This window comes from Fibrobacter sp. UWB13, assembly GCF_900177805.1.
Taxonomy (GTDB): Bacteria; Fibrobacterota; Fibrobacteria; order Fibrobacterales; family Fibrobacteraceae; genus Fibrobacter.
Window position 1 is genome coordinate 2,282,891 of sequence record NZ_FXAX01000001.1, and the last position, 25,402, is coordinate 2,308,292.

Annotated in this window: 19 protein-coding genes; 3 read left to right on the forward strand and 16 right to left on the reverse strand. The window is 46.0% G+C overall.

From position 1 onward, the window contains the following. Positions 1 to 75: 75 nt before the first annotated feature. Positions 76 to 1,731, forward strand: a complete 1,656-nt coding sequence (locus B9Y77_RS09560; RefSeq protein ID WP_085491366.1) for a glycosyl hydrolase — start codon at positions 76 to 78, stop codon at positions 1,729 to 1,731. 76 nt (positions 1,732 to 1,807) lie between these two features. On the opposite strand, the gene B9Y77_RS09565 is transcribed toward B9Y77_RS09560, so the two are convergent. The 3 genes from B9Y77_RS09565 to B9Y77_RS09575 form a co-directional block, all read right to left on the reverse strand. Continuing rightward, positions 1,808 to 3,301 (reverse strand): ABC transporter ATP-binding protein, encoded by a 1,494-nt coding sequence (locus B9Y77_RS09565; protein WP_085491367.1) that lies wholly within the window; start codon positions 3,299 to 3,301, stop codon positions 1,808 to 1,810. Positions 3,302 to 3,405: 104 nt separating this feature from the next. Next, entirely contained in the window at positions 3,406 to 4,032 is a 627-nt protein-coding gene (locus B9Y77_RS09570) for an energy-coupling factor transporter transmembrane component T (RefSeq protein WP_369597150.1), read from the reverse strand. Between the two features lie 47 nt (positions 4,033 to 4,079). Continuing rightward, entirely contained in the window at positions 4,080 to 4,685 is a 606-nt protein-coding gene (locus B9Y77_RS09575) for an MptD family putative ECF transporter S component (protein WP_085491369.1), read from the reverse strand. Between the two features lie 260 nt (positions 4,686 to 4,945). Here B9Y77_RS09575 and B9Y77_RS09580 point away from each other — a divergent pair, with 260 nt between their 5' ends. Further along, a complete protein-coding gene (locus B9Y77_RS09580) occupies positions 4,946 to 7,321 on the forward strand; it encodes an efflux RND transporter permease subunit (protein ID WP_085491370.1) in 2,376 nt (791 codons plus the stop codon). On the opposite strand, the gene B9Y77_RS09585 is transcribed toward B9Y77_RS09580, so the two are convergent. The 13 genes from B9Y77_RS09585 to B9Y77_RS09645 all read right to left on the reverse strand — a co-directional run bounded on the left by B9Y77_RS09585 (position 7,300) and on the right by B9Y77_RS09645 (position 24,535). Continuing rightward, a complete protein-coding gene (locus B9Y77_RS09585) occupies positions 7,300 to 8,199 on the reverse strand; it encodes a hypothetical protein (protein ID WP_085491371.1) in 900 nt (299 codons plus the stop codon). The genes B9Y77_RS09580 and B9Y77_RS09585 overlap by 22 nt on opposite strands. A gap of 1 nt (position 8,200) precedes the next feature. Next, a complete protein-coding gene (locus tag B9Y77_RS09590; protein ID WP_085491372.1) occupies positions 8,201 to 11,899 on the reverse strand; it encodes an ATP-binding protein in 3,699 nt (1,232 codons plus the stop codon). Next, positions 11,886 to 12,437: a condensin complex protein MksE gene (locus B9Y77_RS09595; RefSeq protein WP_085491373.1), complete on the reverse strand. Its 552-nt coding sequence runs from the start codon at positions 12,435 to 12,437 to the stop codon at positions 11,886 to 11,888. The genes B9Y77_RS09590 and B9Y77_RS09595 overlap by 14 nt, the downstream gene beginning before the upstream one ends. A 79-nt stretch (positions 12,438 to 12,516) precedes the next feature. Then, entirely contained in the window at positions 12,517 to 13,584 is a 1,068-nt protein-coding gene (locus tag B9Y77_RS09600; RefSeq protein ID WP_085491374.1) for an ORF6N domain-containing protein, read from the reverse strand. Between the two features lie 681 nt (positions 13,585 to 14,265). Next, positions 14,266 to 15,459, reverse strand: coding sequence for a hypothetical protein (locus tag B9Y77_RS09605; RefSeq protein WP_085491375.1), 1,194 nt, complete (start codon positions 15,457 to 15,459; stop codon positions 14,266 to 14,268). A 102-nt stretch (positions 15,460 to 15,561) separates the two neighbouring features. Further along, positions 15,562 to 17,661, reverse strand: a complete 2,100-nt coding sequence (locus B9Y77_RS09610) for a heavy metal translocating P-type ATPase (RefSeq protein ID WP_085491376.1) — start codon at positions 17,659 to 17,661, stop codon at positions 15,562 to 15,564. Between the two features lie 115 nt (positions 17,662 to 17,776). Continuing rightward, positions 17,777 to 18,001 carry a DUF1490 family protein gene (locus tag B9Y77_RS09615; protein WP_085491377.1) on the reverse strand — a complete coding sequence of 75 codons (225 nt, stop codon included), beginning with the start codon at positions 17,999 to 18,001 and terminating at the stop codon, positions 17,777 to 17,779. A gap of 235 nt (positions 18,002 to 18,236) precedes the next feature. After that, on the reverse strand, positions 18,237 to 18,665 hold the full coding sequence (locus B9Y77_RS09620) for a flavodoxin (RefSeq protein ID WP_085491378.1): 429 nt from the start codon (positions 18,663 to 18,665) through the stop codon (positions 18,237 to 18,239). A 29-nt stretch (positions 18,666 to 18,694) separates the two neighbouring features. Then, positions 18,695 to 19,270, reverse strand: a complete 576-nt coding sequence (locus B9Y77_RS09625; protein WP_254899983.1) for a DUF3793 family protein — start codon at positions 19,268 to 19,270, stop codon at positions 18,695 to 18,697. A gap of 268 nt (positions 19,271 to 19,538) precedes the next feature. Then, positions 19,539 to 20,663, reverse strand: a complete 1,125-nt coding sequence (locus B9Y77_RS09630) for a hypothetical protein (protein ID WP_085491379.1) — start codon at positions 20,661 to 20,663, stop codon at positions 19,539 to 19,541. A gap of 283 nt (positions 20,664 to 20,946) precedes the next feature. Then, on the reverse strand, positions 20,947 to 23,814 hold the full coding sequence (gene feoB / locus B9Y77_RS09635; RefSeq protein ID WP_085491380.1) for a ferrous iron transport protein B: 2,868 nt from the start codon (positions 23,812 to 23,814) through the stop codon (positions 20,947 to 20,949). Continuing rightward, entirely contained in the window at positions 23,814 to 24,098 is a 285-nt protein-coding gene (locus tag B9Y77_RS09640; protein ID WP_015732083.1) for a FeoA family protein, read from the reverse strand. Before B9Y77_RS09640 ends, feoB begins: the two co-directional genes overlap by 1 nt. A gap of 2 nt (positions 24,099 to 24,100) precedes the next feature. Beyond that, the gene (locus tag B9Y77_RS09645) at positions 24,101 to 24,535 is read right to left on the reverse strand and encodes a metal-dependent transcriptional regulator (protein WP_085491381.1); all 435 of its coding nucleotides are present in this window, start codon (positions 24,533 to 24,535) and stop codon (positions 24,101 to 24,103) included. A gap of 255 nt (positions 24,536 to 24,790) precedes the next feature. Between B9Y77_RS09645 and B9Y77_RS09650 the strand changes: the two genes are divergently transcribed. Then, on the forward strand, positions 24,791 to 25,372 hold the full coding sequence (locus B9Y77_RS09650) for a xanthine phosphoribosyltransferase (RefSeq protein ID WP_014546335.1): 582 nt from the start codon (positions 24,791 to 24,793) through the stop codon (positions 25,370 to 25,372). Positions 25,373 to 25,402: the final 30 nt, after the last annotated feature.

Here is a 25,402-nt window from a genome sequence, read left to right on the forward strand (position 1 = left end):
TTGTCCACACCATTCGAAAAAAATAATTGATAAATATACTTGGGGAATATAATTTCGTAAAATGGAGGAACCCTAATGATTAAAAGAAAAAACTTCATTATTTTGATTCTTGCTCTTTCGAGTATGGCATTTGCAACTAAGTACGAAGCTGAAGCAGCGACTCTTTCCGGAGGAGCAAAAAATGTCAACGCATCCGGAGTTTCGGGAACGGGTTATGCCGACTTGCAAGAAGGAAATATTTCTTTTAATGGTGTCACCGCAGAGAGTGCGGGCAAGTACCAAGTGACCATCCATTACAAGGCTGGGGATTTCAAAGCAAACTACTTGAAAGTAAACGGTGCAACCGCAGGCACCATCGACTTTAACGCCACCACTTCATGGGCGGATGTCACGACAGTCGCTACACTTAAAGCCGGGACAAACACAATCTCTATTGAGAAATACTGGGGCTGGATTAGCGTGGACTATATTGAGGTTGAGCCTTATCAATCCTCCCCTTTCAAAATATCCGCAACACCGGTTACCCCGAACACCACCGAAAGTGCAATCAAGCTCTACAGCTTTTTGCGTGAAAACTTTGGCAAAAAGACGATTAGCGGCATGATGACCGGCGATATGAGCGGTTACACCATGGGAGCCGACTTCAAGACGCACGACGACGTGAAATACACCTACACGCGCACAGGAAAGTACCCGGCTCTTGTCGGGCTTGATTTCTTGTTTGCGAGTGGCCCGAAGGCAAATGAAAGTTGGAACAAGGAATACACGGACAAAGCAATTTCCATTGCAAAAGGCCTTTGGAAAGCGGGCGGCATCCCTGCATTCACTTGGCACTGGAAAGATCCGCTAGACAAAAAAGACGCATTCTACATCCAAAGTGCAGCAAACGGAGGCGAATACACCGATTTCGATTTCTCTACAGGTTTCAAGCCAGGCACCACCGAATGGAATACCGAAAGTGCTGCTTACAAAGGAATCGTAGCCGACATTGACCACATCGCCGATTACTTCCTTGAATTGCAGAAAGAAGGTGTAGCGGGAATCTTTCGCCCCTTGCATGAAGCTGGCGGAAAGTGGTTCTGGTGGAGTATTAATTCCGGAGAACAGTTTGCAGCCCTTTATCGACTCGTCTATGACCGCATGGTCAAAGTCAAGGGTGTAAAAAACATGATTTGGGTCTATAACCCTGAAGGAAGCACAGTCACCTCTTGGGATCCAGGTAGCGAATACTACGATGTACTCTCCATCGACATCTACAATAGCGCAAACGACCATTCCAGTAACGCAAGTGCCTTTGACAAATTCAAAAACGCCTCGAAAAGCACGAAAATTATAGCTCTCAGCGAAAACGGCCCCATTCCCGATGTGATCAACATGCATACCGACGAAGCCGTATGGAGTTGGTGGATGCCGTGGTACAGCACCTGGAGCGGAACTTGGCCCGGCCAAACAAAAGATGGCGTATGGAAGAGCAACATGAATGACGAGCGTATCATTACTCTCGAGGACATGCCAGGTTGGGACAAGTACATAGCAATAATCAAGCCTGACACAAGTACCACCAGTATCGCAACCATGCCACGCATGGCCGGGACTGCAACCACCGTTGGGATTTTTGACATGAACGGTCATTATTTGGGCATCAGCATGCGAGAACTTCCGCAAGGGCACTATGTTGTACGTAGAAAGATTCAAGGACACATTGTGAATACGGTGTATTTCAAGAAATAAAATTATTGGGCGGCGTAACAAAAAAAACATTACGCATTCACGCTAAATCGGATGTCGAAAACTCGGCATCCGTTTCTCATTCCACCATCGTCTTGATAAGCTGCTTTTCGTCCCCTAACAGCGGATACTGTTCCACGATTTTTCCGTGTTCCAAACGAATCACGGATTGGCAACTGTTTAAAATAAATTCAGGGTCATGGGTAATTACAAGCAAAGTTTTTCCGCTGGTGGCAAGCTTTTTAAGCGTTGCAGAAACAGCAAGCATTTGCCGATAGTCAAGACCGCTTGTGGGTTCATCAAAGACAACGATATCACAACCGCTCGAGATTCCGCTGCCGATAGCGACACGCTGTTTTTGCCCGCCCGAAAGTGCCATCGGATGATTTTCCGTATATTGCTTAAGATTGAGTCCATCAAGAATTTCAAGAGCAAGTTTTTCATTTTGCGGTTTCATGCCCAGCAAAACCTCGTCCAGAACGCTTTCAGTGAAAAGCTGATGGTTCACATCTTGCATAATCAAGTACGTGCCGCGCTTGCGAGCCGCACGCTTTTGACGCCAAGAGCCCAGCAATCCGCACAGCACTTGGGCAAGCGTCGATTTGCCCGCACCATTATGGCCAACCAGTGCCGTAATTTGTCCACATGGGAGTTCAAGATGGTCAATATCCAGAATCGGATGCTTGCGATGGTAAGAGAAAGTGAGATTGGTAAATGTTATGGATTGCTTCGCGAGATCCAGCTCCTTCGAACCTTGCGGCCCTTCGACAAGCTCAGGGACCTTACAAGGTTGGTGAGCCTGCCGAACCATCCCTTCGCACAATTGCCCCAAATTCATGCATCGGAGTCCAAGGCTCGATGCGTATGCAGCGCCTTTGGCTTCAAGTTCTGCGGGAGTCCATTCGTACGCAATTTGCCCATCCTTCACATAACAAATTCTGTCGGCGACATCACGCAAATAGTAAAGGCGATGCTCCACGATAACGACCGTCTTCCCCGCCTTTTTCCATCGCGAAACAATTTCCTTCAAATCCGCAATCGTCTTGAGATCCAGATTTGCAGAAGGTTCATCCAGCACAAAAATTTCAGGCCCCGTAGCAGAAACAGATGCGCACGCAATTTTCTGTTTTTCGCCGCCCGAAAGGTTAAAGATGCTACGGCCAAGCAAATGCTCTAAATGAAATTCCTGAACAACATTCTCCACGCGCTGTTTGATTTCTTCGGGATCCATTTCCAAATTTTCGCAGCCAAAAGCAAGTTCGCAATCCGTATCGATGTTGAAAAATTGCGAACGCGGATTCTGAAAAACGGAACCCACAACTCGTGAAATTTCGGCTAGCGTCATATCGGAGGTATTCTTGCCACCGAGCAACACATCGCCATCCATCGTTCCCGAATGGTAATGCGGAATCAAACCGTTAATGAGCTTTGAAATCGTCGTCTTCCCGCAGCCCGACTCCCCCGCCAGCACAACACACTCGCCCGAACGAATTTCCAGATTCAAGTTTTTGAGAATCGCATCGTCAAGGGAATCAGAGTAAGAAAAGGAAATATTTTTTAGGGAGATGTTCATAAGAAAAAGGCGATGCCGTCCCCATTCGCGGATCATGACCACATAAGAGCTAAAGCTCTAAGTGGTCAAAGATAACAAGTGCGGCATGACAAATCAAAGTTCAATCAAGAAGTAGCAAAGGCAACAACTACAACAATACAATAAGCGCACACAACAAAATCCACCCAGCGAAATCCAATCGTTGCAATGCAGGTGCGTTTTGTTTCTGCCGAGAGTCCACGCGTCACCGCCGCAATCGAAAGTTCATCACCAATTTTCGTAACAGAAACCAAAAGCGGAACCAGCCGATATTCAAGAAACGCCACTGGACTTTTTAAAGTTCGCAAACTGAACAAGCGAATTCTGCGCATTCTCATGGCATTGCCAATCGCACGGGATTCATCATACACCGTCGGGAAAAATCGAATCATCACAATCAAGGGTATCGTCACCTTGTTCGAAACATGCATTCGCGACATGCATGCCAAAAATTCATTGACCTTGGTAGTTGTTATCACATAATAAAGCACAGCACAGGCCGGCATAATACGGTACATCAAAAACAACGATGCAAGAATTATCGTACCCGAGGTACCAATATCCAAATTTTTCACAAAATCAAAGAAAAAGCCAGCACTCAAATAAACAAAAAAGAAAGTGCAAACAAATTTCCACTTTCCCTCAAGCAACAGCAAAACAGACGCTACAACAACCATCAACAAGCTATAGACAAGCGGAGCGGAAAAAATCATACCATTTGCCACCGCCGCTAAAAACAATTTTGTACGCGGGTCTAGTTTCACTGCGCAAGTCCGATGCGTTCAAAATGCTTCTTCATCACGCGACGAGCAATGAAGCCACCCACCACAGCACCTGCGGCACCAAATCCAAAAAGACCAATCAAAGGCCAATAGCTGCTAGAAAGCTCCGCCAAATGAGCAATATAAGCCTTATCACAAATAGAACTGCAATACGCCAAATATTCTTCGGTCGAAGACCAAAGCGGAATCATCATCGAAGAAGGTACAAAACTTATCATTACATTAGCTAGCAGGCAACCGACAAAATTTTTATGGAACAGCTTTAAGCAAATGCCCGCCAAAACGCCATATATCACACAAAGTAAACCAAAAGAAATTCCATGACCAGAGATTGTCATGACAACTCCGAAAAGCGTGCAAAGTAGCACACAGCAAAGTAAAGGTCTTTCGACTTTCGAAAAGAAAAGGAATAGCGGGACGCTCGTCACCAAGCTCACTACGCATGTGGAAACCACAATAAACGCAGGAATAAAACCGATGCTCGCTCCAAGTCCAGAAAGCACAAGGTAAAGAGCACCAAAAATGCCCACGTTCACAAGGTCACGCACCAATGTATTCGAAGATTTTTTACCAGTAGTTCTCATTTTCAAGATCCTGTTACGCTTTCGAAATTGTCATACCCGCCTCAGAGCGGGTATCTCCTTACACTGTTCCGATTGCGGATACTTTTTTGAGCGAAAATAGAGAAATTTCTTTATAAAAATCTACTCCATTTAGACGCAGTTTAGCCCCGTTTAACATTTTCCACACATACTATATCATCACTTGTTCCTAACGCGTCCGATTGGAGTAGAAAAACAAAACTCGTTATGTTATTTTCGGGCAAAATTTTTGGGGAGGAAACATGCAAGTTTCTCGCGTTAATAAAGTTTTCGCCCGTCTGGGGCGTTTTCAAGTCAAATTCCGTTGGCTGATTTTACTCGCAACAATTCTTGTAACGTTCGCCGCATGCCTCGGACTTCCACAACTGCAAATGACAGCCAGCGAAGAAGAATGGTTCGACGACTGGGACAAAGTCAAAATCGACCAAGCGCACTTCAATGACGTTTTCGGCAGCGATGACGGCTATATGGTGATGGTCCGTGCTAACGATGTTTTTGCACCCGAAGTTTTAAGCGCCATTGACCGACTTTCCAAGCGCCTCGAAAATGAAGTCCCTTACGCTGACCGCGTCGTTTCACTCACGCATAACTTATCCATCCCCATCGCAAATGATGAGGGTTTCGAAGTCATCGACCCATTCGAAAGCGGCATCCCGACAGATTCAGCACAACTCGCCGCCAAGAAATCGCTCATCATGAGCCGAGAATCGCTCGTGAACAACATCGTCTCTGACGACGCCAAAGAAACATGGGTTATTCTCTCGTTGAAATCGTACGAAGGCGGTATCGATTTCGGCAAAGACAGCATCGCACCTTTTGCCCGCAATGTCATCCTCTCCGAAGAATTCAAAAGCGACAAGTTCGAGATGCTCCCAACCGGCATGAGCTACACCGAAATGGAAGAGAACGAAGTTATCTCGCGTGAATGCGCTATGCGCATTATCTTCGGCTTCGCCGTCATGCTCGTTTGCCTTATTTTATTCGTACGTTCCTTGCGCGGAGTCATCGTCCCTGCCATTGCAACCGTCGGAGGAATCGCATCTGTTCTCGGCGTAAACGCTTGGCTCGGCATCATCGGCGACGAAAGCATGGTCGCGCTCCCCGTACTTTTGGGCATGGCACTTTCGGTGGGCTACTCTATCCATTACATCAATTCATTCCGCATGCACTTTAGGCGCACGGGCAACTGCCGCGAATCCGTCATAAACGCCGTAGAAGAAACGGGCTGGCCCATTCTCTTCACCGTCATTACCACCGTTGCCTCGCTGATTTCGTTCCTGTTCGCAGGCATCCGCCCGATCCGCTGGATTGGCGGCATTTCGGCAGGCATCGTCTTCATGGTTTACCTGTATGTCATCATCTTGATTCCGATTCTCATGAGCTTCGGTAAAAATACAAAGCCCGACCCGACAGAAGTGAAAGCGGCAGGCGCCACCAAAATCGACATCCTCTTTGAATTCTTCGGTCGCAAAGTCTGTAGGCACAGCGGAATCGTCGCCGCAATTTCCGCTGCCATAATGTTAGCGCAAATCCCTGGCGTGATGAACATTGACGTGAACATGGACTACACAAAAACGATGGGCGAAAAAATTTCGTTCGTCACAAGGCTTATGGACATGCTCAGCGGAAAACTCGGAAGCCTCTACGATTTCAACGTGATGGTTGAATTCAACGACGGCGACGCGCTGAAAGATCCCGCCAACATGAAGCGCATCGAAACGCTAGAACAAAAGCTCGGTACGCTCCAGCTCACAAAAATTTCAGGAGACAAGCCCCGCGTGCAATCCGTAACGCGACTCGTGAAAGAAATGAATCGCACGCTGAACAGCGACAGCACAGAATACTACAAAATTCCCGACGCACAAGACATGCTCACGCAACTGCTGTTCCTCTACGAAATTTCAGATGCCGACGCGCTCTTTGAACGCATGGACGAAGATTACAAAACAACATTTATCCACATAGAACTCTCCGGGTACGACGCCAAGAAAATCGTTGAAGACCTCGATTCCGCGAAATCGTACGCCGCGCAAATTTTCCCGGACGCCAAAACTTCAATCGTCGGTGAAGTCGTAAACTATGCCGAAATGAACGGCAAGCTCGTCAATGGACTGTTGCGTTCGTTCGGAGGTTCATTTGTCATCATCGCCATCATGATGATTCTCGCATTCGGGAGCATCAAGGCAGGCCTCATCGGCATGATTCCAAACGTCGCCCCCGTACTTTTAATCGGTGGCGTCATGGGCTATTCGGGAATGCCGCTCGACATGATAACGATGATTGTGATGCCGATGATTTTGGGCATCGCCGTCGACGATACCATCCACATGAACAATCACATTAAATACGGTTACGAACGCACAGGCAGCTACAAAAAAGCGCTATTGCTCTCTTACCGCGAAATCGGAAAGACTATGGGCATGACGACATTCATTCTCTGCGCGATGTTCTTCGTGTTCATCTTTAGCCCGATGGGCGCATTGCACAACGTCGGATTACTTTCCATCATCGGCCTTGCCGCCGCCCTCGTCGCCGACTACACGCTTACCACCGCGCTAGTCTATGTGCTCAAACCGTATGGAACGGAAAAGCGGAATCACTCAATAAACCCTTCCTGATCGTAGCACTTGTGATGTTTCTTTATCAGGTTCACAAGCGGAAGCACTCTCAAATCAGTCACTTTCATATTTTCAAATTTTAAAATTTGATCGTCGTAACGTTCGCGGCTACCATTTGCTATGCGTTTTTCCGCATCTTGCGGGATAAAGAATGCTGAACGGTCTTCGAGTTTCGCATAAAATTCGGTAAGATAAATGTTAATGCCAGCGAGGTCAAGGTCGCCAAAATGCACATAGTAATTTTCGTTACCACAAAGCCAACGAATCAAATCGCCTGATTGCGGATATCGAGCGACAAACAATAATGGTTGCGGTTTAACAAATGGCACTATTTGTTTGAACAAAGTTTTTTGCCTTTCAATATAGCGGAAATTTTCCATATTCTCTATGCCCACAACTATCACATTTTCGGGGATAAAGAAATTTTCGTAATCAGCGATGAATACGTAAGAGCCGTCGGGAGGATTCAGGTCGAAGTGTTTTCCATTGAGGCTGACGGGAATAGGCTCATAGCAATTCACTAAGAAACCCTTGCAACTGCGAGTAATTCGAATTTTAGAATTACCAGTTGTAGCGGCTTGCTCTTTACGCAAAGCCAAAGGTCTTATGCTACTTTCGGCCCAAGAGAGTCTGCGATACATTTCTTCACTTTTTTCCAAATCCTTAAATGCGTCGTGACGTGTAGCAAGATAAGCACGGAGAGCTTTCCCATTTGGTGCTTTACAAAAAGAGCCTCGCCCTTTCGGAATAGAAATCAGCAAACCTTCTTTAAGCAATTCTGCAAAAACAGTTCCCTTGCAATCGCTTGCAGGAAGTTCACCGCCATTAACAAGGGCAATTAGTTTATTCAGCAACGCAGTTGTGATGTTATAAGGCATACTAATTTTCCACTCGTCTAGTCATCAGCGGTCTTACCACCGTCTGCGATTTAGCATTCTTTTCAAGTAAATAGGTGTAGCGATATTCCGATACACTTTGCGTTGTGGGCGAACCGTTCACCAGATAAATATTTCGACTGTTCGCAAATTTCAAAATGCCATTTGCATTTTTCGGATGGAGTTTTCCGATTTCGTCCATCATGCAATGGAGCTTAAATTCACCGAACTTGCGCGAAGCCTGGGTTTTGAAAACATTGATAAGCATAATGTTCACCATCGCTTTCACAAGCACATCCGTTCCTTCGGAACCCACATTCGAAATTTTGTCAATCCAACCAGTATCGTTATCATTTTCTTGCACGCGGAACTGCAAGCGGAACGAATCTGAAAGTTTCAGCAAATTGCGAGTCGGTTCGTCATTCAAAGACTTCACAAATTGCAATAGCAAATTTACCGCTCCACGATTCGCACTTTCAGAATCCCCAACAGAGAACAAATTCAAATCACCCAATGCATACTGATTTTCGGCATAAAACTTCTGCATAGAAAGCATCAATCGCATCAACTTATCGTTCGATTCTTCAGTACGCAAAGCGATACTCTTGATGACTCCCGCAAAATTCTTTTCGATAAAGTCTCGATTAATACTATTTACAATTTTTTCGATTTCAGATTTCTGGCGCGTAACATCGCCCACTTCTTTTGCAACTCGTGCCAAAATATCAGAATAGCGTCCGCTTGTTCGCTTGCGATAGTCTTCAATCTTTTCATTCAGCAAAAAGTCACTCAAGTTGTCTGCGAAATCCATAAAGTCACCTTCGCTATTCAGCTCCATCTTAAACTTGAAAGTATTGCGTCTAGAGAAACGCCCTTTGAACTTGTTGATTGCAATTTCAAGTTCCTTGCTGCGCTTTTGGCTATTCATTAGAGATTCTTTGAGTTCCGTCAAAATTTCGGTACAAAGGCGAGCATTAGGCGATTCCCCGACATCTTTCAGATTTTCAGGACAGAAGCTAGAAATAGAGAATTTATCGGTTTCCTCAATAGAATCCTTTAACAAGCGTTCCGTTTCGCGATTCTTTTGCAAAACATTATTCTGTTCAACTCGTTTTGCTTCAAGACGTTCCTTACGAACGTTAAACTTCTGCTGCAAATCATTCAATCGACTTTCTAAATCGCGTTTATCATTTTTGAATTCATCTTCGCGGTCAAAGAATTCTTGTTTGTCATAGCGGTAACGGGCCACCAAATCGCGATTGCGTTCAATTTCGTTCAACTGCTGCTGCACATTATCAATTTCCGCTTCGCATTCCTTCAACACGCTGACATCGACATTCTTATTTTTGAGTTCTTCATCGCGTTGCAGCAACAAATTCTTGCGTTCGTTTTCCGCTTCACTTTTGCGAGTTTCTATTTCAGTTAGAATTTGCACACGGAAATCGTCAAACGCATTTTGAAGAGATTCATTTTCTTGCAATTTCGCTTTTTCATTCGCTTTAAGTTCGCGATTTTTATCTGCAACAATTTTGTCCTGTTGATCTTCGGCGTTCAGCAATTTTTCAGAAAGCTGGCTCTGTTGAGACTGAATTTCATTTTTACGCTTTTCAATTTCAGCAGCATCATCGCGAATCCATTTTTCGCGATCGTTTTCTATGCGTTTACGCGTTATCGGAATTTGCACCAAATCGTTATCGGCATTCCTAATATTTTCCAACAGCGGTTTGATTTTTGGAGCATACAAGCGTTCTACCGCAGCATTTTTCTTTTCAAGAGCATCCGCCAATTCCGTCTGTTTCGCTTTATTTTCTTCAACAAACTTTAAAACAGACTTTTTCTCGTTTGCAATTTCTTCAGGTGTGCGCACTCGGACTGGCAATTCTTCGAGATTAATTTTCACACCGAAAAGAGCGTTGTTTGCATCCGTCGCAGCTTCAGCCCCGGCAGCAGTCGCACCAACATTTACAAGTTCCGGCGAAAGCGTTGTATTGTACAAAACGGCTTCTTCATCTACAACCTTGCCAATGGAATTTTCCCAACCAGGTTTATTTTGGCTGAGCCATTCATAGAAGGAACCTTTTTGCCGTTCTAGCAATTCGTCAAGATTTTTAAGTTGAGCAATTAAGTCTTGATTTTTCGCAACCAAAGCATCATTTTCTTTTTCATATTCGACGCGGTTCCGCTCCTGTTCAGCATCACGCTGTGCAGAAAGCTTGCTCAACTCCGCTTGATTCGTGGATTTTAAAACCTTCGTTTCGCTTTCTTGCGTGTTCAAAGATTTTAGCTGTTCATCGCACTCGCGAATTTTATCTGCAAATGGATGAACGTACTTGAGCTCTAGCAATTTCTTGTCACAAGCAACACTATCAGCCTTAAGCGAGTCAATCGTATTTTTAACACTCTCCAATTTTTCATCGTATCGTGCAACAATCGCCGCCCTGGACTGTTCAAATTTTTCAAGTACCCGCTGTTGTTGTTCCAATAGCTCCGCTTTTTTATCGTTCAAACGAACGGTCTGATTTTGCTTAAACTCTTCTAACGCTCGCGAAACTTGCTTCAACAAATTTTCAAACTTGTCCGCAACATCATCGTATTCACGGGTCAAAAGGCGACGACGTTCTTCAAGCCGCTCTTTCTCGTTTTTCAATGAACCTTCGCATTCATGCTTTTTCAGAACATCATCAATATTTTTCGCTTGATAATCCTGGAACTTATCACGACAGTTTTTCAGTTTGTCCTTGACAAGAGTCAAACTCGCATTAAGTCCATCGCGTTCCTTATTGAACTTTCCATTTTCTTCACTAATAAGACGAATCGTATCGTTCAACGCCGCATTCGACTTTTCAATTTCAATCGCAATCGACGGTAACTGTTCTTTTGCGGTACGATAAGAATAATTCAGTTGCTTGCCACACTCCTCAATATTTTTCTTGAGTCCCAAAAGCGAATGGTAAAGTTTCACAACACGGTCGGCATCAAGCCTAGTCTCACATTCGCCTCGTTTGTTCGTCGTGAACCAAAGTCCGATATCGCTATATTCCTGTTCAAACTCCGAAACCTGATGCCTAAAATACCCCAAGTCGATAAACGAACTTTCACTATCCATCGACTGGATAATCGTTTCCTTGATAAAATCTGCATCAAGCTTCGAATTCAGAAAAACATTCTGTATGCTGCGTGGTATATTCTGGTAACGGCTACTTTCAGCAATCGAGAATTTGAAAAATTCCTTTTTCATGACCGCCTGATGATTTCCGTAAATAATATCACGGAACATCTCATAGCGATCTACAATCGGGCTCATGTAGCAACCATTAAGCCGTGTGCGAACTGTCGTCATTTCGGCAGTCACTTCGCCATTTTCGTCAATCAGCCATTCTTTCTTGTATGGCGAATCAATAAAGCGAAAAACCGTTCTACCATTAGACTTACTCAACAACACACAAAATGCAGATTCGTCTCGTTCTACTTCATAAACAACGTAAGAGTTAGATTGTTCAAAATAGAAATCATCGAAAGATTTCTTTTCCTTGGGAATCCCCAACTTTTGCTTGTCCGCATTGTAGAAAAAGAGAATTGCGCGCAAAAGAGTGCTCTTGCCTACGCCCTGCGTACCTATCAAATGCACATTTCCATTAAGACCAATTTCTGCATAACGCACGTGGGCGCTATTGATAAATACAATCTTGTTAAGGGATCTCATTTTCAGCCCCCTCCACAATATTCAAGCAATTCACCATTTCTTCGAGATAATGGAACGAAGCGGTTACCTTATACAAACCTTCCAAATCATTTTCAAGTTCCACAAAACCCGCTTTTACAAAATCATCCGTCAGCCTATCAATAACATCTGCAAAAGCTTTTTTGTCTGCGTAAAGCTTAGTCGCCTTATCCTTCAGTTCCATATCACAAGAAATTCGTTCCAGAATTTTCGCCTTGGTATAGACAAAACCCGAACCAAATGCTGAATTGAATGTTTTCAAAAAATCAAGTCGATCTATCCAATCGCAAAAACGAGCAAGCTTGTCAACCGCATTTACGCGCTGTTCGTGCCTTGAAAAATAAAAATACCCATTACCGCTCTCTAGCACAAAGCCGATACCTTCATAATATTCACGGTAATTTTCAAAATCGTCTTCAATCTGGTCGAAATACGCACGGTTCGCTTGGGAAACGCTGTTCATCGAAATAAACGAGCCCTTGCTCAAGATATCAAAAATTTCCTTGGAGTATTTTAGCATAGATGAAAATTATAAAAGTTTAGCAGTGCGCAGAGTATTTTTACCCGAAATATTCAATAATACGCAGAGTATTTCGTCTCTAAGCCCCTTCTGAAGCCGTTACCTTTTTGAATTCATCCATTATCGGGTGGTAAACCTCCGGGCATTCGACTTGCATAATGGTCGTAATTTTGTTACCACCGTCTTTTGAAGATGCACCGCAATGGAATAATTTCTCGTTAGGTAATCCGTAATCCAAAAATGTGTAGCGGTCATGAAACTTGCGGTTCGGACGATCGATTTTTAACGAAACATCAGGTCTGGCTTTTTCATAATCTGCCTTTATCGCTGGAGTAATCTTTTCGTTGCCCCATTGCTCGCTGAAAATCTGTACGCTTACGCCTTTAGCAATTCCGCGCAACAGATCCAAAGTTTTTACGCCCACGTAGTTATCAATAATCGTGATGGATTTCTTCGCCATAGCATAAATCTTCGTGTAGGCGACGTCGGCTTCCAACTTCTGTCCATCGAAAATCAGGAAGTGTTTGTAGGTAGAGGGATCGATGAAGTTCTCCATAACCTTTTGAAGGTCAATATTCATTTTGCAGAGATCTTTGCGCACGTCGTGCACTTCGCCGGAAAGTTCGCGTACATTGGCAGATGTAACGGCAATATCGCGAGTATTTTGGACGGTCTGCACGGCAAGTTCTGCAAGACCCGCATTTCCGGGCAACTGCTGGTTTTCAGCAACAATATAGTCCTTCATCTGCTTGAAAAGACGAATCAGGGCCTTGCTTTGGGCGATGGCTTGCTCGCCCCTGAGCACAGTCATGAGCATGTAGATGCCCTGCTCGGTGAAGGCGAATGGCTGTTTTCGAACGCCGCCCCAACTTGATGTCCAAATTTTGGACATCAAGTTGGATTTTAATTCGATGAATTCGCTCTCAGATAACTGGAATCTGAAATCGTCATCAAATTTTTTAATGTTGTGTTTGACTTGTTCATTGAATTTCCGAGTTTCATACCCGTAAATCTCCGCCAAATCGGCATCGAGCATCACTTTGAGCCCACGAATCGTGTAAATCTTTGATTTTAACAGATTTTCGTCAATTAGGGAAAATTCAGGCTTTTCGTCTGCATTAGCCGACAAATTCTCTTGCTTTTTCATCTATACCTCCATCCGCCAACAAGCAAAAAAAAGGCGGGATAAATTGTTCTCCATATTAATATGCATTCATCGAATGTCATATTATGACATTTTGGCAAAAATTTGCGTTATTTTTCGTTTTTGGGCATTTTGAGGAGGATGGATCCCCCTCGCTTCCATCGCCAGTCTCAACGGCCAAGGTCCCTGAGCTTGCCGAAGGGCCGAGGCTTCTACGCACCCTCTCGCCTAAGGGGAGTCCCCCTAAAACCCCCGTATTGTCATGTCCGCGTAGGCAAGCATCTCCTTTTTTACTACTATTCTTCACAAATAGAGTTTTTTGCTCCTGTTCTCTTGTATGGGCAGTCGAATCGTAACGGTCGATAACTGCCCTAAAGATGCAGTGAAAGTAATGACAGAGCTTAAAAATAAGCTAAACGCAGAAAATAACCGGGTCATGCCCCGATTGCGGATTCCCCTACCGTCAACAAAACTTCAGCAACATTGGTTACAGCTCTGTTTGGCTGGTTTGGATTGAACGACTACATCTATGGCAATAGCAAGCATGGAATGGAAAAAAGCCCTAGTGCCGGCTTCATGATGCTGACATACCAGCATGATTCGTATGTAATTTCATCGTTATTGATGTTTATTCTTACCATCTGAGTTTTCATTTTTCTTGCATTTGGACTTTTTCAACACCACTCACTTCGGATATATCAGCGGATATTCAAATCCATACGCTTCTTCATACTTATCCGTGATTTCAAACTCATCCGAGAACTGCGATGCCAGTTGGCAAAAAAGAACCAATTTACCTTCCAAGTCAATTTCATACGGATAACTGTAATTCATGACATAGTAAAAGAGGTCTGTACTCGTAGCCATGAAAGCATTTTTCATCTCAGTCTGGTCCACCATCGGAATGACGATGTTCTGCACAGACATTTCACTTTCGTCAAGCGGGTCAGCCAGCTTCTTGCGAAGGTTTCCACGATTATTTTGGCGACTTCGAACTTCGCGTAACACAGAAAGACCTTCGTCGCTACCTCTCAGCCAATCTAGCGAGACCTTGATTCTATAACCAGCATTTGGTTCCATCCAAACGGGATTCTGCCCCGCAAGAACATTCGTAACATCAGTGTTTGTTTCTAGCACCTGCTGGTCGCGGAAATACTTGACCAAACGAATCTTTTTCAAAAGTTCGCTTTGGTAATCAATCAAGTTCAGATATTCGATAATCTGCTTTTCGATTTCTATTAAGTTGTGCGAAGACTCGTTCAAGTCATACCGCAAATCATCAACCACAATTCTCAAATCCGCATCCATCGCAATTTTAAAAAAAGCAGTTTGATTGTCAATCACTTTTTCCGCTTCAATTATCTGCAACTTGATGCCGTCGCGTTTTTCATCAAGATGCTTGAGTTTCGCCTTTTTGATTTTGTAATTTGGTTCGTTCTTGTAAGTGTTATCGACATTACGCTTCAAGTCAATGACGTTACGCTTTGTATTGAGTGCAATGTTTTTCAAGCTTCGACGCACTTCGCGCAAGTAATTGAACTTTTGCGATTCATTCGTTTCTTGCAAGTAATATTCGATAGTTTCGTTCAGATGGTCAATATTCGCTTTGACACTTTCGACATTGATTTCTTCGTTGACTTCAAGAACCTCTTCGAAGAACTTGAGATAAACATCTTCAAGTTCCAAAAAATTTCCGTTGTCACGAATGATGCCATAATCCACCAAATACTGAATACGCGACATTTTGTAATCGACAAGTGGCTCCGCCAGATCCATGCGAAACGAGAGCGTTTTTCGCTTCGCAAACATTTCTTTTAGCAAAGCCTTCTCGCGAGAAAGAGCCTGAATGAGTTCATCGATGGAGCGAAAATTATTCATAGTCAGAAAATTATAAAAAAAATCGCCCCAGCATTTAGCTAGAGCGAAACTTAGCGTTATCATTCCCGCAACCTGCGCAGCAGACGTAATGCAAAAATCTTCTTACTCCACTTTCAGCTTGGTCATGCTTTTTGCGCAAATGCCCATAGTCGATACGTTGTGCAAGAAGGCAGACGTCGTCGGAGAAAGCAGACCGAAGAATCCGCCTACAAGCAAACTTGTATTGAATGTGATGATAAAGCGGTAGTTCTTCATGATGCGTTCCATCAGTTTTTGGCTCAAGAGGCGCAGTTCCACGAGGTCTTCGAGATTCTCGCGGCGGAGCGTCACATCAGCCGTTTCGCGGGCAATGTCCGAAGCATCGCTCATCGCAACAGAGACATTCGCGGCAGCAAGAGCAGGAGCATCGTTGATGCCGTCACCCACCATAATCACACGCTTGCCTTCGGCCTTCATCTTTTCCACATAATGGTGCTTGTCTTCTGGCAAGACCTGTGCAAAGAATGTATCGATTCCCAGATGTTCCGCAACGCGTTCTGCCGCATTCAAGCTATCGCCCGTCAGCATCACCACATTCTTGATGCCACTTTCACGCAGCCCGCGAATGGCATCTGCCGCTTCTTCACGCGGAGGGTCGCCAATGCAAATGGCACCCGCCAACTCGCCGCCAATGCCGAGGTAAATCACGGACGCGGCACCCGCCTGTTCGTCAATAATCGCCTGGTTTGCTTCAGAAACATTGACCTTTTCATCTTCGATGACAAAGTGCTTGCTTCCGATGACCACGCGCTTGCCCTTGAGCGAAGTCGCGATACCGTGCGCCACGATGTACTGCACATCGGCATGTTCTTCGGCGTGATTGATATTGCGTTCCATCGCCGCCTTGACAATCGCACGAGCCATGCTATGCGGGAAATGTTCCTCGATGCATGCCGCAATTTTCAAGATTCGCTTTTCGGAATATTCGCCGAACGGAATAATCTTTTCGAGTCGCGGTTCCGCCTTCGTGAGCGTCCCCGTCTTGTCGAACACAATCGTATCGGCAAGCGCAAGTTCTTCCAAATACTTGCCGCCCTTAACCGTCATGTCCATATCCGCGGCTTCACGCAGTGCAGAAATCACGGAAATCGGCGTCGAAAGCTTAATGGCGCAAGAGTAATCCACCATCAAGATGGAAACGGCACGCGAGATATTCTGCGTCAATAACAGCGTAAGCCCAAAGCCAAGAAAGCTGAACGGCACGATGCTATCGGCCAAATGTTCCGCACGGCTCTGCACGCTTGCCTTCAAGTCTTCGCTACGGTCGATCAGTTCCACGATCTTCTGGATTTTCGTATTGCTGTTGACCGCATGGACCTTCACGAGAATGGCACCTTCTTCAAGAACGGTCCCGGCAAAAACGATTCTGCCAGCAGTCTTCATCACCGCCTTGGATTCACCCGTCATCGTCGATTCGTTCACAAAGGCTTCGCCTTCAATCACGCGTCCGTCAACAGGAATCATGCTACCGGAGCGGATGCGGACCAAATCATCGACCTGGACATCCTTCATATCCACCAATGTATCCACGCCGTCTTTCACGACCCATACCTTATCTACCTTGACAGCGAGGCTACCCGTCAAAGCCGTGCGCGTACGCGCCTTGGTATAATCTTCCAGCAAGCCCGACACGCCCAAAAGGAACATGACCGTGCCTGCGGACTCATAATTTTTCTGGAGCAGGCTAGCACCAATCGCAGCCCCATCCAAAACATCGACGGTGAGCTTTCCGCTCATGAGCGTCGAAATACCGCGAGCCACATAACGCAACCCGCGAACCACCGTAATTGCCGTGCGAATCGGAAGCGGTAAGAACCAACGCGACAAATAGCGCCTTGCAATCATTCCCGTGAGGCTTGCCTTAAAGCCATCATCCAAAGCTTGCAACTGGTATTCCGTTTCGCCATCGCATTCAGGCAATTCTTTGGGGTTGAGCGCACTTACAAAATCAAGAATCTGCTTACGGCTCGCCTCGAAATCGCCCGCCTTGGCGGTGTATTCAAAAAGGAGGCCGCCATTGACGCTACGCACCACAACACTTTTAACGCAAGGCTCACTTAAGCAAGCCTTGTGAATGCGCGCTTCATAATCACGTTCAAAAGCGTACGCCCCAGCACGCAAGCGAAGGCGACCCGGCTTATCGTAAACGATTCTGAATCTCATAATGAATCTTAAGCAAATACTGCAAGTTATCAGTCATTAGTCAATAGTTACTAGTTTAAAATTTGGCGGCTACGCCGCGATTATAAAGACCAATGACCAATGACTATTGACTAAATTACTTAATCCCTGCTTCTGCCTTAGCGTCGTTGCAAATGTCGGCAGCCTCGTCCTTCATATCCTGGAAAGCAGCCTTGGCGTCAGCCGTGAACTTCATGCCATGAGCAAGTCCCTGAACGGCGAGTTCGCGGGTCTTCTTTGCCTTGAGCACCTTCTTAGCGACAGCGGAGCCCACAGCGCCGGCAACAACAAGCCAGAATTTTTCGTTTTTGAACATAGACATATGTTTCTCCTTATTAAAGAAAAATCAGCGGAGCAACTTGCCCGCCTTAAAAAATTAGATACTCTCCCCTCCAATTGCAAATTACAAATAAATTAAATATACAACTCTCGCAACCCCGCACCGCAGTTGAGTTTCACGAGATTGGCGCTAACATTGTTAGTAAAATTCTAACAATGTTAGACTCTCTAATTTTGTTAGAGAGTCTAACATTTCATGGATCATCGAAACTCAACAATTACGAAAGTGCAAGGACCTTACCGAGTTCACGGCACTTTTCCTTGCCAGCATCATCCGGAGCGTCTTCAATAGCGAGCGGTTCATCAGCAAGAACGAGACCTGCATTTGCAGCATCTTCTTTCCACGGATTCATCCATTCGCCGCCACCCCAGCCGTAAGAGCCGAAAAGCACAACTTTCTTGCCCGAAATCTGAGCTTTCAGCTGATCATAAAGCGGCTGGAATTCGCTATCTTCAAGTTCTTCGGCACCCATTGCCGGGCAGCCCAAAGCAAACTTGTCAAATTCCTGGGCCTTATCGGCAGAAAAAGCAGACGTATTGAAAAGTGTCACATCGGCGCCAGCTTCCTTTGCGCCAGCAACCACTTCATTCGCCATAATTTCGGTGTTACCCGTACCTGTCCAGAAAATAACAGCAATTTTGTTCATTTTATGTTCCTTTTTGTTTTTTCGGTTAATTAACACGCCACAGTCAATTCTTCCAAAGTTTCACCCAATTCAAATCGTTCTCGTAAAATCTTTTGACATTTTTTGTATACTTCAAAAATGTGCATGGAATTCGGCACGTCGTTATAGACCTTCCAGCAGCCAATCAGCTTGTAATTTTTACCGCCGTACGTAATAAAATCTTTCACGTCGTCAAGCGGGTAGCCCAAAAATACGCCCACTTCATGCGGAAAGCACACCGAACGCGTCATGCGAACCTGAAAAAAGTTCAATAGCGATTCAGCATCAAAGCAACTGTAGCCAAAACCTTTCAAAAAATTACGTACTTCGCAAGAGCATCCCAAATTCTGTAAAGCGCTATTTCGGTAGACATAAATGAAATAGCGCCCACAGCGTTCAGCAATCACGCGAGCGGCAACGCCCTTAGGGTTCAACGCCTGATTCCAACGCGCAAGGATATTGCAAAGCAAAACACCATCAGCAACATCAACACAAAAGAGATTGCCCAACTTGTGCCCCGCAAGAGTCGGGGCACATTGTCGAACCAAGCAGGAATCAAGGTTTCTATCCATGAACAACCTAATCATTTAGTATAAAGTCAAAAATCCCGCCGTTAGCCTTCGCCACGGCGGGATAACCTATCTAGCATATATGAGGTAACGAAATCTATATGCTAGCCGAGCTTCTATGGCAATAGTCTCTGAGATGTATTTTAGAATTTTTCATATTCTAACTCAACTCCAAATAGACTCAAATCAATCCCTAAAGTTAGATTAATCTAATAAAATTTATCTATACAAAAATCCCGCCACGACATTCATCGAAGCGGGGGATTTTCATCCTATGGCAAAAATTTTAGAATGCGAATACAGTTTCAAGACCGAAGTAAAGACCCGTGTCATCGCCAGCGTCGTCACCAACAGGGATGTCGAGCTTAGCAAAGCCAGTCACTTCAAGACCTTCAACCGGAGTGAAGTAAGCACGGACACCTACGTTGAACGTAGAAATGTCATCGTCCTTATCAACCGAGTTCGTATGGAATTCCAACGGAAGACCAAGAGCGATTGCATCGTTGATCTTTACGCCCGGTTCGCCATAGACAAAGAAGTATTCAGGAATTTCTTCGCCATGAACGGTCGGATTCTTGTCGTTGAAAATTGCATAGAGCACAGAAGCCTTGACATTGAAGGTTCCGAGATCAAGAGCCGGTTCGAAAAGCAATGCATGAGTTGCCTTCGGAGTCTTTTCGCCAAGTGCATCAATATGTGCACCGTAAACGAAGTGGAATGTAAATGCATCGAACTTCAGGTTAGCATCAAGACCAGTATGCAATTCATTGTGCTTTGCTTCCTGATAGGATTTGTAATCAAAGAACGGACGCAGCACATGTTCGCCAAGGCCGAGTTCGTAAGCGAGGTGGAGGTCATAGGCAACACCTACGCATTTTTCTTCACCTTCTTCTTCAACACATATCTGATTGTCGTTGTCGCCGCGACCAAAGCCGAGGCCAAAAACAAGGCCGTTAAAGTCAATTTCAAATCCTCGGATATCGTGTTCTGCCATACCGGCGGCATTATCAGCTGGATCATCATAATCGTAGAAGTTCAGGAAAGCGCCTTCTGAGAAGGTCAAGTCGCCGAACTTCACAGCAAACTTGTCATTATGCGTGTACTGGACAAATGCGCCATTGTAAATAGCGGTCGGATTTGTCGTTTCGCCATCAGCTTCCAACTGTACAGATGCAGACCATTTTTCGTTAAGCTTAACATCAACGTTCAAATCGAAAGTAGAAGCGTAGCTATGGCTCTGCTTATCGTCATTAATCACATCGCCGGTATAAGCGTCAAATTCCACTTCACCAGAGAACTTGACTTCCGGGCCTTTAGATGCGGCTTCAGCTTCCTGAGCAAGCGCCGGAACGGCAAGGATAGATGCAGCAGCAAGGCCAAACAAGAGGTTGGATGTTAAACGAGTCTTCATTTTGTCTCTCCTATGACGGTTTGTATTTTCCTTTTTGTAACACCCCGTCAGGTCTTTTACATTTTGTGTTACAAAACTCTTGGCTTTTCGCCCTTTTTACTTTTCTTTAAGCAAAGAGCGTGCCAATTATTTTTCAGTTCATTCCATTCAGAATCATTTTTTTCTGCGCCCATTGTTAGTTTCTCCTATCTTTGTTAGTTTAGTCTAATTAAGAGCGTTTAATTAAGGGCCGGCAGGTTTCGGGCCTACCAGCCCTTAATAATGATTCTTGACTCAAATGCAATTAGTCTTCGAAACGCCCTTTCTTATTTGCGCTCATACCAAAGAGCTTAAGGAACACGAATGTTGCCACAAGCACGATGATCGAGCTTACAATCCAGAATACATTGCCACCGACCGGCACCTGATAGAGGAGCACCGCGACAGCCCAAGCGAGGATTGTCTGTACCACAGCCATCAGCACACCGAGTCCAAGGCCGATTTCGCGAACCACGACACCCATCGCAGCAAGACACGGCACATAGAGCAAGATGAAGATGAGGAATGCAAACACCTGCCAGTTAAATCCATCGACCGGGTTTCCGTTCTTGTCCGGGTTGTGGAAGTAAGAGCGGAGGTTGGCATAGATGTCAGCCGTTTCGCTCAAGTCGCCTTCTTCGAGAGCGCCGATTTCATCTTCGCTCAGCGTAAGGCCTGCAGCAGCGAGCTTTGCAAAGACTTCTTCGCGAGCCTTGTCGGCACCTTCATCTTCGCTGAAGGTTTCGATAGAAGCGTATTCTTCGCAAGTAATGGCCTTCGTATCAAGAATCTTGTCGAGCGTGACCTTCTTGAGTTCTGCGGCATTCTGCGCTTCGAGTTCACCAGATGTTCCGAGAATGTCCGTGAGAGAGCCGAAGACTTCACTCAAGTTCTCAGGAATCGTGCCAAGGGCTTCCTTGAATGCACCGAGAATATCCGGAGCACCACCTTCTTCCTCTTCTTCGGCAGGGCATTCGTCCACGCCTGCGATAAGGGGCTTTTCTTCGGCAGGAGCTTCAGCAGCCTTTTCAGCAGCAGCACTGTCTGCGACAACTGCGCTATCAGCGACTGCGGAATCAGCAACAGCGACCTTTGCAGAATCGGCTACAGAGCTATCAGCAGCCACAACTTCCACGGGCTTCTCCGGAGCTGCGGCAACTTCGGCAGCCTTCGAAGCTTCAGCAGCATCGCCAGGGCCTGCCATAGAGTACAGCGAGTTCATCGTACCAATCACAGCTTCCTTAGCAAGGAGGCCAGTGAAGAGCGACACAGATGCAGGCCAGTTGTTCGATTCCACACCGAATGGTTCAAAAACCGGGGTAATTGCCTTACCGATTACAGAAAGCAAGCTGTTTTCGGAATCACCGTTACCCGCCGTAAATTCGCTTTCCGTCTGGACCTTGGATTCGTCAATCACGACACCTTCGGGGAGCGGGACTTCCTTTTCGTCCTGCACCATGGCGTAGCCTTCTTCGCTCTTCACGATTTCGGTCTTTTCGCCATTGATTTCGGTGTAGAGCTTGTCCACAAAGCCAAAGCTGTTGAGGAAGCCGAGAATGGCAACGGCAATCGTAATCACCTTACCGGCGCGAATCACGTAGTCACGCAAACGGAGCCAAGAGTGGATCATGAGCGACTTGAACTTCGGCAAGTGATAAGGCGGCAGCTCCATCACAAAGTTGCTAGCCTCACCCACAAACAAGGAGCGACGAAGAATCAAGCCGTACACGATCGCAAAGAGTACACCCGCGAGGTAGAGGGCAAACACGACCGTCCCTGCCTGCGTTCCAAAGAATGCAGCCGCAAACAACGCATACACCGGGAGGCGAGCGCCGCAGCTCATGAACGGCACGAGGAAAATCGTGAGGAAACGTTCACGCTTGGATTCAAGCACGCGAGAGCCCATAATGCCCGGCACGCCGCAACCAAAGCCAACCATCATCGGCACGAATGCACGGCCCGGGAGTCCGAGGAATCGCATAAAGCGGTCCGCGACAAAAGCGGCACGTGCCATGTAACCCGAGTCTTCCAAGAAAGAAAGGCAGAGGAACATGAAGAAGATGACCGGGATGAACGTCGACACCGTCTGGATACCGGCACCGATACCATCGGCGAGGATTGCAGACACAAAGCCCGGCGCATGGAACACATCCGTGAGCAAGTAGCCAAGGCCATCCACAAAGATAGCGCCAAACAGCACGTCAAAGAAATCAATGAACGCAGAACCGATCGTCACTGCAACCCAGAAGACCAGGTACATGACCAAGAGGAAAATCGGGAGCGAAGCCCAACGGTTCAAAAGCACGGAGTCAAGCTTATCGGACCAGGTTCTCTTGGAACGGTTCGAAAGAATCGTCTTGCCTGCAATTTCGTGAGCCAAGCTGTAGCGTGAATCCGCCATAGCAAATTCGCTTTCTTCGCCGAGAATCTGCGTGACTTCGGCCTTGTTAATCTGCACCTTGGCTTCGGCAAACTTGTCCGCATAGCTTTTTTCGTTGCCCAAGTACATGAGCGAAACCCAGCGGGCATCCGTATCCAAAAGCTTTGCGACCGGTTCGACCTTCGGCTCCAAATACTTGACAGCAGCTTCAACCTTCTCGCCGTAATCAATCGCCTTGGGCGTCATCTTCTTGCCCGCAACAACATGCGCCATTTCGCTGATGAAGTTCGTAATGCTTCTTTCGTTCACGGCAGAAAGCGGAATCACCGGCACACCGAAACGCTCAGCGAGGATATCCAAATCCAAATGCAAGCCGCGCTTTTCCGCGATGTCGATCATGTTCGCCGCAATCACCATCGGGATCTGCATATCGACAAGCTGAGAAGTCAAGAACAAGTTACGTTCAATGTTCGAGGCATCAATGATATTGACAATGAGGTCCGCTTCGCGAGTGAGCAAGTAGTCCACAGCGGCGCGTTCGTCTTCGGCATTCGCGAAAAGCGCATAAGTACCCGGCAAGTCCACCACGCGGATATGCTGGTTACCGAGTTCAAAAAAGCCTTCCTTCTTTTCGACAGTCACGCCCGGCCAGTTACCAACACTCTGGCGAGCACCCGTAAGGGCATTAAAAAGAGCCGTTTTACCGCAGTTCGGGTTACCGGCAATTGCAATAGTAAAAAGCTTCGGAGCCATTAGACCCTCTTCAATTTAAGAACGTTCGCTTCTTGTCTGCGAAGCGACAAACGGTAAGAAAGAACACTCACCTCAATCGGATCACCGAGAGGTGCAATCTGCAAGACTTCCAGCGTTACACCACGGACAAGTCCCATCGACAAAAGCTTGGACTTGTAGCGGGCATCGCCCTCATTGTAGCCGACAATTTCAACCTTGTCGCCCTTCTTGAGATCCGAAAATTTCGGTTCCAAATCCCATTTTTTAGTTTGCGACTTGCCGCCGCAACCACAATTACAACCCATTGTTATTTTCCTTTTTTTGCCTTTAATGCATTCGCCTTTTTCGCAACGACGCCTTCATTTCCTTTTTTCATGAAGTCTTCGATTATCGAAAGGGTTTCAGCCGAAAGAATATGTTCCATGCTGCAGGCGTCCTTGTCCGCAATAGCTTCGGAAACGCCGAGACGGATTAAAAAGCCCTTCAAAAGAATATGGCGGTTCAGCACATCGGCTGCCGCCTTACGCCCTTCTTCGGTGAGTTCCACACCGCTATAGGGTTCCTGAGTCACAAGGCCCAGCTTTTTAAGTTCAAGAATCGCTTTTGCCACAGAAGGCATCTTCACAGAAAGGGCGGCGGCAATATCCTTGACACGGGCAATCCCGTTTGCCAAGCGAAGCATATGCACCATTTCCAGATAGTCTTCGAGGCTCTGGCTGAGCTTTACGTGATTGTTTTCCATATTTGATGATCCTTTAAACGTTAACGTCGCCTAATTTTATTAGACAAGACTAAAATTAGTAAGCCGAGGCTAATTAGTCAAGGCTAAACTTTTATACTTTTTTACTATTACCCTAGTAAAAGCCCCGCTATAACGGGCGTAAATCCTTATCTTTTACATATATATGGAGAATTTGACCATTTCTAAGGAAATTTGGGCATACCCTTATTAATATGCGGTCTTTGCAAAAAATTTGCCTTTTGCTAGATTTCATGCATGAACTTCCTTGAGCAAAAAATCCTTGCCGATGGCGTAGTCAAACCCGGCAACGTCCTTAAAGTTGACAGTTTCTTAAACCACCAAATTGACATCCGCCTGATGCAAAAAATCGGCGAAGAGTTCAAACGCCGTTTTGCCGACGTCCAGTTCAATAAGGTGCTCACCATCGAGGCAAGCGGTATAGCCATCGCGGCATTCATCGCCTACCTGAACGATGTACCCGTGGTATTCGCCAAGAAGGGCCAGACCGTCAACAGCACCGATGACAAATACGTTGCCAAGGCATATTCCTTCACGCACAAAAAGTTCAACGACATTTTCGTTTCGCGCCCGTACCTCAAGCCGACCGATAAAATCCTCATCGTGGACGATTTCCTCGCCGACGGTGAAGCCAGCAAGGCGCTCATCGACCTCGTGAAGCAAGCAGGCGCCGAACTCGTCGGCGTAGGCATCGCGATAGAAAAGGGCATGCAGCCCGGTGGAGCAAAACTCCGCGCCGCAGGCGTCCGCCTCGAATCCATCGCCATCGTCGATAGCATGGACCCCGAAACTGGATTCATCAAGTTCCGCGAACAATAATCATAGATTGCTTCGCCCCTTGCGGGACTC